Genomic DNA, 13,634 nt, shown 5'->3' with positions numbered 1-13,634 from the left:
GCCGCGCTCATCGGCAAGGATTCGGTTACCCCCTTGCGCGGAGCGCGTCGCATCCCGCTCGGACGGTGGCGCGCCGAAGCCGGTCGCCCGGTAGCCCCTCGGCGCCCCCTCAGTCCGCCAGCAGCGTCTCCCGCACCTGACGGCGCAGGACTTTGCCGATGAGCGAGCGCGGGAGGTCGTCGACGATCACGATGCGACGGGGCACCTTGTACGGCGTCAGGATGCCGCGCGCGAACGCCCGGACCGCTTCGACGTCGAGTTCGCCGGCGACGGTCGGCACGACGGCCGCGACGACCTCCTCGCCCGAGTGCTCGCTCGGCAGGCCCACGACGGCGACGTCGGCGACGCCGGGGTGCTGACGCAGCACGTTCTCGACCTCGGTGGGAGCGACGTTGAACCCGCCGGTGATGATGAGCTCCTTGATGCGGTCGACGATGCGGACGAAGCCGCCCTCGTCGATCGTGACGATGTCGCCGGTGCGGAACCAGCCGTCGACGAACACCGCGTCGGTCTCCTCCGGCTTGCCGTAGTAGCCCGAGAACACCTGCGGTCCGCGCACGAGGAGCTCGCCGCGCTCGACGTCGGTCCGCGGGTCGTCGGGGTCGACGACCCGGCACTCGGTTCCCGGCAGCGGGAGTCCGACCGTCCCCGCGACACGGTTGTCGGCGACGGGGTTGGCCATGAGCACGGGGGAGCACTCGCTCAGCCCGTACCCCTCGACCAGGTATCCGCCCGTGGCCTCCTCGAAGGGGACGACCAGCTCGTGCGGCAGCGCCATGGCGCCGGAGATGGCCACGTCGGTGCCGGCGAGCGACACGCCCCGCTCCCGGGCGGCGGCCAACAACCGCTCGGCGATGGGGGGAACGAGCGGCAGAAAGGTCGCCGGATGCTTCTTCGTCACGGCGAGCACGAGGTCGGCGTCGAACTTCGGGAAGAGCACGAGCCGGGCGCCCATCGACATCGCGAAGGTGAGGCAGAGAGTGAGGCCGTAGGCGTGGAACATCGGCAGCACCGCGTAGACGACGCATCCCTCTCCCCGCACGATCTGCGGGACCCAGGCCCGCGCCTGCGCGGCATTGGCCAGCAGGTTGGCGTGGGTGAGCATGGCGCCCTTGGGCGTGCCCGTGGTGCCGCTCGTGTACTGGATGATGGCGAGGTCGGACGTGACCGGGCGCGGATGCGAGGCGGGCAGAGGTGCGTGGCGCACGACGTCGTCCCAGTCCACTGCGCCCTTGGTGGCGGCGTGCAGAGCTGCGCGGGATTCGCGGGCCTTCGCGACCGGCAGACGCAGCGCGAGACGCGTCGTCCATGGCATCGCCCGGGTCACGTCCACCGAGATGAGGGTGTCCAGGCGCAGATCGGCCGGGAACTCCTGCACGGTCGCCACGACCTTGCTCCACACGATCGCGTGCTTCGCCCCGTGGTCCTCGAACTGCTTGCGCAGCTCCCGCGCGGTGTAGAGCGGATTGTGCTCGACCACGACCGCTCCGAGCCGCAGCACGGCGTAGAACGCGACGATGTGCTGCGGGCAGTTGGGCAGCACGAGCGCCACCGGGTCCCCCGCACGCACACCGTGCGCGGCGAGGGCCGCCGCGGCGCGCGCGATCTGCTCCGACATCTCGGCGTAGGTGGTCTCGCGTCCGAAGAACTGCAGGGCCGGGGCGTCGGGGTAGTCGCGCGTGGAGGCGTCGACGATGTCGAGGAGCGACCCCGTCTGCGCTTCCAGGTCTTCGGGCACCCCCGCGGCATAGCTCGAGGTCCAGGGTCGCGGCGGATCGAAGCTCGTCACCCGGCCAGCCTAGGGCGGCGTTCCGGTGGGAGCCAGGCGGCGCGCGACGGGGAGGAGACCGTCTGCGAACTAGACTCGGAGGGTGTCTGAAATCACTCCTGATCTCGTGCGCCATCTCGGTGTGCTCGCCCGGATCCAGTTGAACGACGAGGAGGTCCAGAGCCTCACCGGCCAGCTGGATGCCATCGTCGACAACATCGCGAAGGTGTCCGAGGTGGCGACGCCCGACGTCGCGGCCACGAGCCACCCGATCCCGCTCGAGAACGTCTTCCGCCCCGACGTCGTCCAGCAGCAGCTGACGCGCGCGCAGGTGCTGCAGAACGCCCCCGACCAGGCCGACGGCCGTTTCCGTGTGACCGCGATCCTGGGAGAAGAGCAGTGACCGACCTCACTCGCCTGACCGCGGCCGACCTGGCCGCCAAACTCGCCTCGTCCGAGGTGTCGAGCGTCGAAGCCACGCAGGCGCACCTCGACCGCATCGCCGCCGTCGACGGCGACGTCCACGCCTTCCTGCACGTGAGCGATCACGCGCTCGAGGTCGCGGCCGACATCGATCGCCGTCGCGCCGCGGGCGAGCAGCTCCACGAGCTCGCGGGTGTCCCGCTCGCCGTCAAGGACGTGCTCGTCACCACCGACATGCCCTCCACGAGCGGATCGAAGATCCTCGAGGGCTACATGTCGCCCTACGACGCCACGGTCGTCGCGCGCTCCCGTGCGGCCGGCCTCGTGCCCCTCGGCAAGACGAACATGGACGAATTCGCGATGGGCTCCTCGACGGAGTTCTCGGCCTACGGTCCCACCCGCAACCCCTGGGACCTCGATCGCATCCCCGGAGGCTCCGGCGGCGGGTCGGCGGCGGCCGTCGCCGCGTTCGAGGCGCCCCTCGCCCTCGGCTCCGACACCGGCGGCTCGATCCGTCAGCCCGCGCACGTCACCGGCACGGTGGGCGTCAAGCCCACGTACGGCGGGGTCAGCCGCTACGGCGCGATCGCCCTGGCATCCAGCCTCGACCAGGTCGGTCCGGTCACGCGCACCGTCCTCGATGCGGGCCTGCTGCACGACGTCATCGGCGGGCACGACGTAAACGACTCGACCTCGCTCTCCGACGCGTGGCCGTCGTTCGCCGCAGCCGCCCGCGAGGGCGCGACCGGAGAGGTCCTCAAGGGCCTCAAGGTCGGCGTCATCCGCGAGCTCGACGACCGTGGCTTCCAGAAGGGCGTGTCGGACTCGTTCCGCGCGTCGCTGGCGGCCATGCAGGCCCAGGGGGCCGAGATCGTCGAGATTAGCGCCCCGCACTTCGAATACGGCGTCGCGGCGTACTACCTGATCCTCCCCGCGGAGGCGTCGAGCAACCTCGCCAAGTTCGACTCGGTGCGCTTCGGTCTGCGAGTCACGCCGCAGGGCACCCCCACGGTCGAGAACGTCATGGCCGCGACGCGCGATGCCGGGTTCGGTCCCGAGGTCAAGCGCCGCATCATCCTCGGCACGTACGCGCTGTCGGCGGGTTACTACGACGCGTACTACGGCAGCGCCCAGAAGGTGCGCACGCTCATCCAGCAGGACTTCGACGCGGCGTTCGCGCACGTCGACGTCATCGCGACTCCGTCGGCGCCCACCACGGCGTTCCGCCTGGGGGAGAAGCTCGACGACCCGCTGCAGATGTACCTCAACGACGTGACCACGATCCCGGCGAATCTCGCCGGCGTCCCGGGCATCTCGATCCCGAGCGGCCTGGCGGACGACGACGGGCTGCCCGTCGGCATCCAGTTCCTCGCCCCCGCCCGCGAGGACGCGCGTCTGTACCGCGTCGGTGCCGCGCTCGAGGCGCTGCTGGTCGACCAGTGGGGCGGACCGCTGCTCGACAAAGCCCCTTCTCTCACGAACGGAGCGTCCCTCTGATGGCCAAAGACGCACTCATGGACTTCGACGAGGCGCTCGAGCTGTTCGAGCCCGTCCTCGGTTTCGAGGTGCACGTCGAGCTGAACACCGCGACCAAGATGTTCTCGGCCGCTCCCAACCCCGCCAACGAGGCCCACCACGGCGCCGAGCCCAACACGCTCGTCGCCCCGGTCGACATGGGCCTGCCGGGTGCGCTGCCCGTGGTCAACGCCGAGGCGATCCGCTCCTCGATCAGCCTGGGCCTCGCCCTCGGCTGCTCGATCGCGCCCTCGAGCCGTTTTGCGCGGAAGAACTACTTCTACCCCGACCTCGGCAAGAACTACCAGATCTCGCAGTACGACGAGCCGATCGCCTTCGAGGGCTCGGTCGAGGTCGAGCTCGAGGACGGCACCATCGTCACCGTGCCGATCGAGCGAGCCCACATGGAAGAGGATGCCGGCAAGCTCACCCACATGGGTGGCGCGACCGGTCGCATCCAGGGCGCCGAGTACTCGCTCGTCGACTACAACCGCGCGGGTGTGCCGCTCGTCGAGATCGTCACGAAGCCGATCTTCGGCGCGGAGCACTCCGCTCCGGCGCTTGCGAAGGCCTACGTCGCGACGATCCGCGACATCGTGCGCGGTCTCGGCATCTCGGAGGCGCGGCTGGAGCGCGGAAACCTCCGCTGCGACGCGAACGTCTCGCTGCGCCCCCGCGGGCAAGAGAAGCTGGGCACACGCACCGAGACGAAGAACGTCAACTCCATGCGCTCGGTCGAGCGCGCGGTGCGGTACGAGATCCAGCGTCAGGCCGCGATCCTCGCCAAGGGCGGGACGATCACGCAGGAGACGCGCCACTGGCACGAGGACACCGGTCGCACCTCTCCCGGTCGCCCCAAGTCGGATGCCGACGACTACCGCTACTTCCCCGAGCCCGACCTGCTGCCGGTCGTGCCCGCGCCCGCGCTGATCGAGGAACTGCGCGCCGCGCTGCCGGAGCCCCCGGCCGCTCGCCGTCGTCGCCTCAAGGCCGAGTGGGGCTTCACCGACCTCGAGTTCCAGGACGTCGCGAACGGCGGGCTGCTCGACGCGGTCGCCGACACGATCGCCGCGGGCGCCGCCCCCGCCTCGGCGCGCAAATGGTGGACGGGCGAGATCACGCGCGTCGCCAATGCACAGGAGCGCGACGCCGCCGACCTCGTGTCGCCCGCGAACGTCGCCGCGCTGCAGAAGCTCGTCGATGAGGGAACGCTCACCGACAAGCTCGCGCGCCAGGTGCTCGAGGGCGTCATCGCCGGAGAGGGCACCCCGCAGGAGGTCGTCGACGCCCGAGGCCTCGCCGTGGTCTCCGACGACGGGGCGCTCATCGCCGCGATCGACGACGCCCTCGCCGCCCAGCCGGACGTGCTCGCGAAGATCCGCGACGGCAAGGTGCAGGCCGCCGGCGCCGTCATCGGGGCGGTCATGAAGGCCATGAAGGGCCAGGCCGACGCCGCGCGCGTGCGCGAGCTCGTGCTGGAGCGCGCCGCGCAGTAAGACACCGGATGCCACGGCCCCGGCGCTCCACGCGCGCGGGGCCGTGGCATCCGTCGTTCGCGGGGCGTTCCGCGGGGTGCCGACGGGGATCGTCGACCCGCCCTCGGTCAGCTGAGCCGCGGAATCGCTACGGAGCGGGGCAGATCGCCGTAGGCGGATCGCTGACTCGAGGGGTCGTCGCCCGCGCCGACCTCGATGTCGGAGGTCCGGGGGACAATGGATGCCATGGGACGCGGAGACGGCACGGGGCGCATCGTCTCGCGACCCGACGCCGACGACACGGGCACCGGCATCCTGCACGTCGACATGGATGCCTTCTTCGCGTCGGTGGCCGTGCTCGACGATCCGTCGCTCGCGGGCAAGCCGCTCATCATCGGCGGTTCCGAGGGGCGCGGCGTCGTCTCGAGCGCCTCGTACGAGGCACGCCGCTACGGCGTGAAGTCCGCCATGCCCGTGGCGATCGCACTGCGCCTGTGCCCCACCGCGATCGTGGTCAACCCGCCGTACCACCGCTACACAGAGATGTCGCGGCAGGTGATGGCGATCTTCCACGACGTCACTCCGCTGGTCGAACCGCTCTCGATCGACGAGGCGTTCCTCGACGTGCGCGGGGCGCGTCGGCTGTGGGGGAGTCCGGGCACGATCGCGCGCGACCTGCGAGCCCGCGTGCTCGCGGAGACCGGTCTCACGTGCAGCATCGGCGTCGCGGCCACCAAACACGTTGCCAAGATGGCCTCCACCATCTCCAAGCCCGACGGCCTGCTCGTCGTGGCGGCCGCCGACACGGAGGCGTTCCTGCGGCCGCGGTCCGTCCGCGCCCTGTGGGGAGTGGGGCCCAAGGCCGCCGAGGCTCTGGAGGCCCGCGGCATCCGTCTCATCTCCGACATCCTCGACACACCGCGGCACGCGCTCGATCAGGTTCTGGGGGCGGCGATGGGGGAGCGCATCTGGCACCTGTCGCGCGGGATCGACGCACGCGAAGTGCACACGGGTCGGTCCGAGAAGAGCGTCGGCCACGAGGAGACGTTCCACACCGACATCTCCGACACGCGCACGCTTCACGTGGAGCTGCGCCGCCTCGCCGACCGGGTCGGAGCGCGCCTGCGGACGCAGCAGTACGAGGCCGCGACGATCTCGATCAAAGTCCGCTTCTCCGACTTCACCACGTTGAGCCGCTCGCGCACGCTGCCCGAGCCCACCTCGGTCGGACAACGCATCGGCGACGCGGCGATCGACCTGTTCGACTCGATCGACCGCCTCCAGGCCGTCCGGCTGGTGGGGGTGCGTGGCGAGAAGCTCAAGCCGGCGGCCATGGCCGCGACGCTCTGGGACGACGACGCCGAATGGCGACGGGTCGAGGGCGCCCTCGACGGCGCGGCTGCGCGGTTCGGCCGTGGAGCCGTGACCCGCGGGTCGTTGCTGGGACCGTCGCGAGGGGGCGGCGCCCTGCCGACGAACCCGCGGCCGTCGTACGACCACTGACGACGAGCGAGACCCTCGCACGAGCCGTGACGGCGCGCAACGCCCTGCGGCCCGGCGAGGCGGGCCGCTACGGTGGGGGCATGCCCAACATCGCATTGGAACTCGGCAAGCAGGCCACCAGCTTCGGCGTCACCTCCGCGTACGGGGAGCAGCAGGACGTGGACGGCGTGCGCATCGTCCCCGTCGCGCTCACCTGGGCCGGGTACGGCGGCGGCTCGGACGAGCAGGGCAACGGTGGAGGCGGGGGAGGCGGATACACCCTCCCGCTCGGCGCCTACATCCGCCGCGGCGACGACCTGCGGTTCGACCCGAACCTCGTGTCGCTGCTCGCCGTCGGCATCCCGTTCGTGTGGGTCGCCGGTCGCGCGCTCAGCCGTGTCATCCGCGCCCTCAAGAAGTAACACGGACCCGGTCGACGAGGCCCTCACCGCGGCGGTGGCCGCGGTCTCGGCGCGTATCACGGCGGTCGGCGCACCGAACCCGGCCGTCGTCATCGACGGACGCAGCGGCGCCGGCAAGAGCTCGCTCGCACGGCGGCTGGTGTCGGCGTGGCCCGGTCGCGGGCGCGTGCAGCTCGTCGCGCTCGACGACGTCTATCCGGGGTGGGACGGGCTCGCCGAGGGCGTGGCCTACGCCCGGGAGGTGATCCTGCTGCCCCATGCCCGTGGACTGCTCGGCGTCTGGGAACGGTGGGATTGGGAGGCCGGGACGCGCGCCGAGGCGTACGCGGTGGACCCCTCGCTTCCGCTGGTCGTCGAGGGGGCGGGCATCCTCACCCCCGAGGTCGCGCGGCTGGCCGACGTCTCGGTCTGGGTGGAGGCGCCGACCGACTCGCGCCGGCACCGCGCGCTCGAGCGCGACGGCGACACCTATCGCCCGCACTGGCGGCGCTGGGCGCTCCAAGAGGACGCCCACCTCGACGCCCACAGCCCGGCTGAGCGTGCCGACGTGCGCGTTCGCATCCCCTGACACCTCCGCCGAGGCCGACCCGACCCGGGCTCAGGGGCGTTCGAGAGCGGCCATGAGGCCGTCGAGGCGATAGCCGATCCAGTCATAGACCCCGAACCTCGGATCGTCGGGCTGGTGATCGTCTTCGTCCTGGATGCCGAGTCTCGTGGCGAGCACGAGGCGCACCGCCGACAGCGTGCGCATCCACGCGAGGGCTTCCCCTTCGCCCAGGGCGACGGCGATCGTCGCATCCGGGTCGCCCGCGGGGGTGGGCTCACCGCCGTCGGCGCCCAGCGTCTGAAGGACGGTTGCGGCATCCTGGGAGCGCCGCTCGATCAGGTCGCCTCCGGTGAGCCGACGGAACTCGCGACTGGCGGCTTCGTCGTCGGGGTAGGCGTCGGGCATCAGTCGCGCCACGGCCGGGTCGTCGTCGGTGCGGGAGTCGGCGAGGAGATCGCGGAACTGCCCGACGATGCCGGCGAGGTGGAGGGCTTCGAGACCGCTGATCTCGAGGACGACGATCCGCTCGCTCACGAGGGGTCCTTCCTGACGGTGGCCCAGAGACCGAAGTCGTGCATGGCCTGGGTATGGGCTTCCATGACCTCGCGCGGACCGCGTGCGACGACGGCGTGACCGTCGTGGTGCACAGCCAACATGAGGCGGTGGGCCGTCGCGGCGTCGAAGCCGAAGTAGGTGCGGAAGACGTGGCTCACGTAGCTCATGAGGTTCACGGGGTCGTTCCAGACGACCGTCTGCCACGACGACGGCGGCTGGGCGTCGAGGTCGCGTTCGACGTCGGAATCCAGGTCGGGCGAGGCGAGGCCGGCCATCACGCCCACCCGAGTTCGTGCAGGCGGTCGTCGTCGATGCCGTAGAAGTGCGCGATCTCGTGCACGAGAGTGGTGTGGATCTCGTCGCGCAGGTCGTCCTCGTCGGTACAGGCGGCGAGGTGCGGTTCGCGGTAGACGATGATGCGGTCGGGCAGCTCGCCGACGCCGTAACGGTCGCGCTCGGTGAGCGCCCATCCGTCGTAGAGCCCGAGGAGATCGAGCGAGCCGTCCTCGGGACGGTCCTCGACGACGAACACGACGTTGTCGAGACCCTCGACCATGTCGTCGGGGAGGCGGTCGAGTTCGTCGACGACGAGCTGCTCGAACGCCTCCGGCGACATGACCATCGCGGGGCGCGCGTCGACGTCGTCGTTCACGTGGCCTCCCGGGTGTCGAAGCGAGGGGCGGATGCCGCATCCGTGCGGGCGGCGTCCACCGAACGATTCTACGGGCGTGGGGGAGGCGGCATCCGGAAATGCAGAAGCCCGGCGCGATCTCGGCCGGGCTTCTGTGAGTGGGGTGGCTAACGGGACTTGAACCCGCGGCCCCCGCGACCACAACGCGGTGCTCTACCAACTGAGCTATAGCCACCATGTGTCCTCGGAAGAAGACAACTGAAAGATTATGTCACACGTCGAGGGCGAACGACGACACGGCCGACGCTGACACGGCCTTCGCCTCGTCGCTCGTGGGGCCGGGCTGCGGCACGAACACGGCGGCGCGGTAGTAGGCGAGCTCGCGGACGGACTCGCGGATGTCGGCGAGGGCGCGGTGGCCGCCGTTCTTCGCGGGGGCCTGGAAGTAGGCGCGCGGGTACCACCGGCGCGAGAGCTCCTTGATGCTCGACACATCCACGTTGCGGTAGTGCAGCCAGCGGTCGACACGCGGCATGTACTTCGCGAGGAACATGCGGTCGGTGCCGATGGTGTTGCCCGCGAGCGGCGCCTTGCCTTCGACCGGCGCGAAGCGCTGGATGTACTCGAGCGTCTGGAACTCGGCATCCGCGAGGCTGACGCCGTTCGGGATCTCGTCGAGCAGTCCCGACGACCGGTGCATCTCGGTGACGAACTCGCCCATGTTGGCCAGGGCGGAGTCGTCGGGCTTGATGACGATCTGGAAGCCCGGATCGAGCACGTTCAGCTCGAAATCGGTGACGACGACGGCGATCTCGACGAGCTCGTCGACGCCGAGGTCGAGGCCGGTCATCTCGCAGTCGATCCAGACGAGCCGGTCGTTCTCGGAGGCGTTTACCATCCCCACATCCTACTGAGGGGGTGCGACACCGGTTCTGGTCCCCCAGACACGATTCGAACGTGTGACCGGCGGATTAGAAGGCCGCTGCTCTATCCACTGAGCTACTGGGGGTCGTCGGTCCAGGATATCGGTCGCACTCTCGGCGCGGCACCAGCCCCTGGCGCCGGCCCCCGCGCGGGCGTAACCTCCGGGCGAAGGAGAGCAAAGGAGCACTCATGTCAGACACCGCGACACGACGACTCTGGGTGGCCTACGGCCCGGTGGGGGTCGTCGGCACCATCCAGAAGGATGCCGAGGGCTACAGCGTCCACATGACGGGTAAGGACGAGCGGCTGGGCGTCTACCCGTCGATGGACATCGCCAAGAGCGCGTTGCACGCGCACCTCAAGCCCGGCAGCGACCGCCCGGAGTTCCGCGAGCACTGAGCGCGAAGCGCCCCGCCCGCGCGGTATCCGTCGCGGGCGGGGCGCTCGTGTTAGACCCGTGCCGCCGACCGCGGGCGCGGCGCCGACCGGGGAGTCGCGAGAAGCGGCATCGCGATGTGCACGAGGGGTCCGATGCCCAGGGCGAAGACGACGGTGCCGATTCCCACGGTGCCGCCCAGGAGCCACCCGAGCACGAGCACCGACCCTTCGACGGTGAGCCGGCACGCCCAGATGGGCCAGCCGAAGCGTCCGTGCAGGCCGGTCATGAGCCCGTCGCGGGGGCCGGGACCGAAGTTCGCTCCGATGTAGAGCCCGGATGCGACCGCCACGAGCACCACGCCGGCGACGAGCATGAGAGCCTGGAGCCAGAAGACGTCGGGGTGCGGCAGGATGCCGAGGGCGAGTTGCAGGCTGGTGCCGACCAGGAGGATGTTCGCGATCGTGCCGACGCCCGGCTTCTGACGCAGGGGGATCCACAGGAGCAGGACGCCGAGGCCGATGATGTTGGTGACCCACCCGATGCCGACGCCCGTCACGCGGGCGATGCCCTGCGCGAAGACGGTCCACGGGTCCACGCCGAGCCCGGCGGCGACGGTGAGGGCGCAGCCGGCGCCGTAGAGGACGAGGCCGACGAGGAGGCGGGTGACGCGGGAGAACATGAGGCAATCCAATCATCGGATTGGACCGTTGCTTAGAGGCCAATCGGGATAGTGTGGCCGCATGGACTCACGGATCTCCGCGCGCGCCCTCGCCGCAGCCCTCGGCGGCTGGCGGGGGAGCGGCCCGGCGTACGAGGCGCTCGCCGACGGGGTGCGTCTGCTGTGCCTCGACAACCGCCTCGCGCCGTCGACCGCTCTCCCCGCCGAGCGCGAGCTCGCCGCCGCGCTGTCGCTCAGTCGGACGACCGTCGCAGCGGCCTATCGCAGCCTGCGGGAGACGGGGCACATCGAGAGCCTGAGAGGCAGCGGCAGCGTGACGCTCCCGCTGCGGCGGAGCGACCCCGGCCGCCTGGAGGCCGACGCCGACAGCATCGACCTGCAGCAGGCCAGCCCGGCGGCGTGGCCGGGGCTCCCCGCCGTCATCGCCGAGGCGGCGGCCCAGGCGCCGGCGCTCGTCGCCCGGATCGGATACGACGTCGTCGGCGACCCGTCGCTGCGGGCGGCCATCGCGGATCACTACACGGCGCGCGGGCTGTCGACCGCCCCCGATCAGATCCTCGTCACGACGGGGGCGCAGAGCGCGATCCATCTGATCGCGTCCGTACTCATCGGCCGCGCCGACCGGGTCATGCTCGAGACGCCGACCTATCCGCACGCGGCCGACGCCTTCCGCCGGGTGGGTGCGCGGCTGATCGGCGTGCCCGTCGACGCGGAGACCGGGTGGGACATCGAACGCGCCGAGCAGAGTTTCGCGCGCGCCCTTCCGTCACTGGCTTACCTCATGCCCGACTTCCACAACCCGACCGGCCGCACGATGGACCCCCGCGAGGTCGACGCGTTCTTGTCGGGGGCCCGCGGCGCCGGAACGCTCCTCGTACTGGACGAGACGACAGGGCAACTCGACATCGACCGCCGGGGGGATGCCGCGCCCTTCCCGGACGACGATCGCATCATCCGCGTCGCTTCGTTGGGCAAGACCGTCTGGGGCGGCCTGCGGGTGGGATGGGTGCGCGCCGCTCCCGACATCATCCGCCGCCTCGCCAGCGGGCGCCCCGTGCACGACCTGGGAACGCCGGAACTCGAGCAGGCCATCGCGACGCGACTGGTGCCGCGGCTCGACGAGATCGCGCGGCAGCGGGGAGAGCTGCTGCGGGCGGGACGCGACGCCCTGCGCAGCGCGTTGATCGACGCGTTCCCGGAGTGGGACGTCCCGCGGGTGAGTGGCGGCGTGTCGATGTGGGTCGGCATCGGAGAGCCGCTCAGCACTCCGCTCGTCATGAACGCGCGCTCACGCGGTCTCGCTCTCTCCGCCGGCTCGCGGTTCGCCGTGGAAGGCGGCCACGACCGGCGCCTGCGCGTGCCCTTCACCGCTCCGCCTGCCACGCTCGAGCGCGCGGTGGGGATACTCCGTGCGGCGTGGGACGACGTGCGCGGTGGACGAACGGTGCCCGCGCGGGAGGACTTCGCCACGGTCGTCTGAGCCGGTCGCCGTCGCGCTCGGTCGGGGCTCACCCGGGTGCGGATGCGTCTGCGCACGTCGATGCGCCCGCGTGTCGGATGTCGCCGCGTCGGTGCACCCGGATGTCGAGGCGTCGCCGTGTCGAGGCGTCGCCGTGCCGGTGCGTCGCTGTGTCGGTGCGTCGCCGTGCCGATGCGCCCTGGCGTCGATGTACCCCGTGGTCAGTGCACACCCGCGTCGATGCCTCCGGCGTCCATAGACCCCGGCGTCGAGGCGCGCCCCGTGTCGATGCTGCCTGTGTTGCTGCCTCGCGTCGAGGCGCCGTTCATCGGGCGTAGCGCAGACACTCGACGGCATCGCTCGACGACCAGAACTCGCCGAGGCGTCGGAAGCTGCCCGAGGCGGCGTGGAAGCGTTCGGCCGCGTACCGCCATCCTCCATCGGACGCGATGGCACGGATGTGGCCGACCATGACGCCGCGCGGGTCGGCGATGCGCCACAGACCGGCGGCGACATGCGTCGCCGCACCCCACCCGGCCGGGCGCGGTGCCGGAGCGAGGTCGTTCCACAGTGCGGTGCTCATGCGGACACCGTACGACCGACCTCCGACATCACCGTCGCCGTGCCCATCCCACTCCTCCTCCCCACCGCCTCGGCTGCCCCATCCGTCCACGGAACCGGCGGAATCGCCTCCGCCGCCCGGGCGAGTCGCGCGACGCTGACATGGCTCCGGCATCCGTCGGGCACGCGGATGCCGGAGCGTCACAACACATCGAGAGGACACATCATGAGCGATCACATCACCCTGGTCGGCAACATCGTCGGCGACCTCGAGCAACGCACCACCCGCGGGGGCGGGCCGGTCGCGGCGTTCCGACTCGCCGTGGGCGAGAGGAAGTTCGACCGGGAGAAGGGCGAGTGGGTGGACGGACACACGAACTTCTACGCCATCTCGGTCTTCGGCGACCTCGGCGCCAACGTCCTCCGCTCCTTCCGGAAAGGCGAGCGCGTGATCCTGAGCGGCCGCCTGCGTCTGCGCGAGTGGGGGACCGAGAGCAAGCGCGGGGTCAGCGCCGACGTCGTCGCAGACGCGATCGGCCACGACCTGCGCTGGGGGGTGTCGGTGTTCCACCGCGCCGCGAAGCCGCAGACTGCCACCAGCCCGTCTCCCGCTGAACCCGCACCGCGCGCCGAAACGGACGGCGACGGATGGAGCCTGCCGGGCGCCTCGCTCAAGACGGACGCCGGGGGTTCGGGTGAAGGGGCCGAACGGGCTCGGGCTGAGGTCGGCGTGGCGGCGGGGGAAACCGGTCGTGTCGAGACGCCCGCCGACGCCACCCCGTTCTGATCCGGGGCGGGTCACCCTCCGGTGGTG

General features: G+C 71.1%; 16 protein-coding genes and 2 tRNA genes. 9 read left to right on the top strand and 9 right to left on the bottom strand.

The window, feature by feature from the left end:
- Positions 1-109: 109 nt before the first annotated feature.
- Entirely contained in the window at positions 110-1,789 is a 1,680-nt protein-coding gene (locus tag AB0N80_RS15270) for a long-chain-fatty-acid--CoA ligase (protein ID WP_315995548.1), read from the bottom strand.
- Positions 1,790-1,871: 82 nt separating this feature from the next.
- Here AB0N80_RS15270 and gatC point away from each other — a divergent pair, with 82 nt between their 5' ends.
- From gatC to AB0N80_RS15240, 6 genes are all read left to right on the top strand, one after another.
- Complete coding sequence (gene gatC / locus AB0N80_RS15265; protein ID WP_363579222.1) at positions 1,872-2,171, top strand: Asp-tRNA(Asn)/Glu-tRNA(Gln) amidotransferase subunit GatC; 300 nt, start codon at positions 1,872-1,874, stop codon at positions 2,169-2,171.
- Positions 2,168-3,688, top strand: a complete 1,521-nt coding sequence (gene gatA, locus AB0N80_RS15260) for an Asp-tRNA(Asn)/Glu-tRNA(Gln) amidotransferase subunit GatA (protein ID WP_363579220.1) — start codon at positions 2,168-2,170, stop codon at positions 3,686-3,688. The genes gatC and gatA overlap by 4 nt, the downstream gene beginning before the upstream one ends.
- Entirely contained in the window at positions 3,688-5,202 is a 1,515-nt protein-coding gene (gene gatB / locus AB0N80_RS15255) for an Asp-tRNA(Asn)/Glu-tRNA(Gln) amidotransferase subunit GatB (RefSeq protein ID WP_363391900.1), read from the top strand. The genes gatA and gatB overlap by 1 nt, the downstream gene beginning before the upstream one ends.
- A gap of 225 nt (positions 5,203-5,427) precedes the next feature.
- Positions 5,428-6,684 (top strand): DNA polymerase IV, encoded by a 1,257-nt coding sequence (locus AB0N80_RS15250; protein ID WP_363391898.1) that lies wholly within the window; start codon positions 5,428-5,430, stop codon positions 6,682-6,684.
- Positions 6,685-6,764: 80 nt separating this feature from the next.
- Positions 6,765-7,085, top strand: a complete 321-nt coding sequence (locus AB0N80_RS15245) for a hypothetical protein (protein WP_076675934.1) — start codon at positions 6,765-6,767, stop codon at positions 7,083-7,085.
- Positions 7,060-7,653 carry a hypothetical protein gene (locus AB0N80_RS15240; protein WP_315995554.1) on the top strand — a complete coding sequence of 198 codons (594 nt, stop codon included), beginning with the start codon at positions 7,060-7,062 and terminating at the stop codon, positions 7,651-7,653. The genes AB0N80_RS15245 and AB0N80_RS15240 overlap by 26 nt, the downstream gene beginning before the upstream one ends.
- 30 nt (positions 7,654-7,683) lie before the next feature.
- Here the strand turns inward: AB0N80_RS15240 and AB0N80_RS15235 are convergent, their stop codons facing one another.
- From AB0N80_RS15235 to AB0N80_RS15210, 6 genes are all read right to left on the bottom strand, one after another.
- A complete protein-coding gene (locus AB0N80_RS15235; RefSeq protein ID WP_315995555.1) occupies positions 7,684-8,166 on the bottom strand; it encodes a DUF2017 family protein in 483 nt (160 codons plus the stop codon).
- A complete protein-coding gene (gene clpS, locus AB0N80_RS15230) occupies positions 8,163-8,471 on the bottom strand; it encodes an ATP-dependent Clp protease adapter ClpS (RefSeq protein ID WP_315995556.1) in 309 nt (102 codons plus the stop codon). Before clpS ends, AB0N80_RS15235 begins: the two co-directional genes overlap by 4 nt.
- Positions 8,462-8,809 (bottom strand): metallopeptidase family protein, encoded by a 348-nt coding sequence (locus AB0N80_RS15225; protein WP_363392282.1) that lies wholly within the window; start codon positions 8,807-8,809, stop codon positions 8,462-8,464. Before AB0N80_RS15225 ends, clpS begins: the two co-directional genes overlap by 10 nt.
- A gap of 168 nt (positions 8,810-8,977) precedes the next feature.
- A tRNA-His gene (locus tag AB0N80_RS15220) sits at positions 8,978-9,053 on the bottom strand.
- A gap of 36 nt (positions 9,054-9,089) precedes the next feature.
- Positions 9,090-9,716 (bottom strand): oligoribonuclease, encoded by a 627-nt coding sequence (gene orn, locus AB0N80_RS15215; protein WP_315995557.1) that lies wholly within the window; start codon positions 9,714-9,716, stop codon positions 9,090-9,092.
- Between the two features lie 35 nt (positions 9,717-9,751).
- Positions 9,752-9,827: transfer RNA gene (locus tag AB0N80_RS15210), tRNA-Arg, on the bottom strand.
- 104 nt (positions 9,828-9,931) lie between these two features.
- On the opposite strand from AB0N80_RS15210, the gene AB0N80_RS15205 reads away from it, so the two are divergent.
- The gene (locus tag AB0N80_RS15205) at positions 9,932-10,141 is read left to right on the top strand and encodes a methyltransferase (RefSeq protein ID WP_315995558.1); all 210 of its coding nucleotides are present in this window, start codon (positions 9,932-9,934) and stop codon (positions 10,139-10,141) included.
- Positions 10,142-10,191: 50 nt separating this feature from the next.
- Here AB0N80_RS15205 and AB0N80_RS15200 read toward each other — a convergent pair whose 3' ends face one another.
- A complete protein-coding gene (locus tag AB0N80_RS15200) occupies positions 10,192-10,800 on the bottom strand; it encodes a hypothetical protein (protein WP_315995559.1) in 609 nt (202 codons plus the stop codon).
- A gap of 61 nt (positions 10,801-10,861) precedes the next feature.
- Here AB0N80_RS15200 and AB0N80_RS15195 point away from each other — a divergent pair, with 61 nt between their 5' ends.
- Positions 10,862-12,280, top strand: coding sequence for a PLP-dependent aminotransferase family protein (locus tag AB0N80_RS15195; RefSeq protein WP_315995560.1), 1,419 nt, complete (start codon positions 10,862-10,864; stop codon positions 12,278-12,280).
- Between the two features lie 304 nt (positions 12,281-12,584).
- On the opposite strand, the gene AB0N80_RS15190 is transcribed toward AB0N80_RS15195, so the two are convergent.
- Complete coding sequence (locus tag AB0N80_RS15190; RefSeq protein WP_363391893.1) at positions 12,585-12,842, bottom strand: hypothetical protein; 258 nt, start codon at positions 12,840-12,842, stop codon at positions 12,585-12,587.
- A 204-nt stretch (positions 12,843-13,046) separates the two neighbouring features.
- On the opposite strand from AB0N80_RS15190, the gene AB0N80_RS15185 reads away from it, so the two are divergent.
- Positions 13,047-13,607: a single-stranded DNA-binding protein gene (locus AB0N80_RS15185; protein WP_363579218.1), complete on the top strand. Its 561-nt coding sequence runs from the start codon at positions 13,047-13,049 to the stop codon at positions 13,605-13,607.
- Positions 13,608-13,634 lie beyond the last annotated feature (27 nt).

Source organism: Microbacterium sp. NPDC089188 (genome assembly GCF_040685155.1).
GTDB lineage: Bacteria > Actinomycetota > Actinomycetes > Actinomycetales > Microbacteriaceae > Microbacterium > Microbacterium galbum.
This window is presented reverse-complemented; position numbering and strand designations above follow the sequence as displayed.

Bases quoted from the DNA above. Each gene is read 5' to 3' on its own strand.
- gatB (WP_363391900.1), top strand. From the start codon at position 3,688: ATGGCCAAAGACGCACTCATGGACTTCGACGAGGCGCTCGAGCTGTTC.
- AB0N80_RS15185 (WP_363579218.1), top strand. From the start codon at position 13,047: ATGAGCGATCACATCACCCTGGTCGGCAACATCGTCGGCGACCTCGAG.
- AB0N80_RS15225 (WP_363392282.1), bottom strand. From the start codon at position 8,809: ATGGTCATGTCGCCGGAGGCGTTCGAGCAGCTCGTCGTCGACGAACTC.
- AB0N80_RS15205 (WP_315995558.1), top strand. From the start codon at position 9,932: ATGTCAGACACCGCGACACGACGACTCTGGGTGGCCTACGGCCCGGTG.
- AB0N80_RS15190 (WP_363391893.1), bottom strand. From the start codon at position 12,842: ATGAGCACCGCACTGTGGAACGACCTCGCTCCGGCACCGCGCCCGGCC.
- AB0N80_RS15250 (WP_363391898.1), top strand. From the start codon at position 5,428: ATGGGACGCGGAGACGGCACGGGGCGCATCGTCTCGCGACCCGACGCC.
- orn (WP_315995557.1), bottom strand. From the start codon at position 9,716: ATGGTAAACGCCTCCGAGAACGACCGGCTCGTCTGGATCGACTGCGAG.
- AB0N80_RS15195 (WP_315995560.1), top strand. From the start codon at position 10,862: ATGGACTCACGGATCTCCGCGCGCGCCCTCGCCGCAGCCCTCGGCGGC.
- AB0N80_RS15245 (WP_076675934.1), top strand. From the start codon at position 6,765: ATGCCCAACATCGCATTGGAACTCGGCAAGCAGGCCACCAGCTTCGGC.
- AB0N80_RS15200 (WP_315995559.1), bottom strand. From the start codon at position 10,800: ATGTTCTCCCGCGTCACCCGCCTCCTCGTCGGCCTCGTCCTCTACGGC.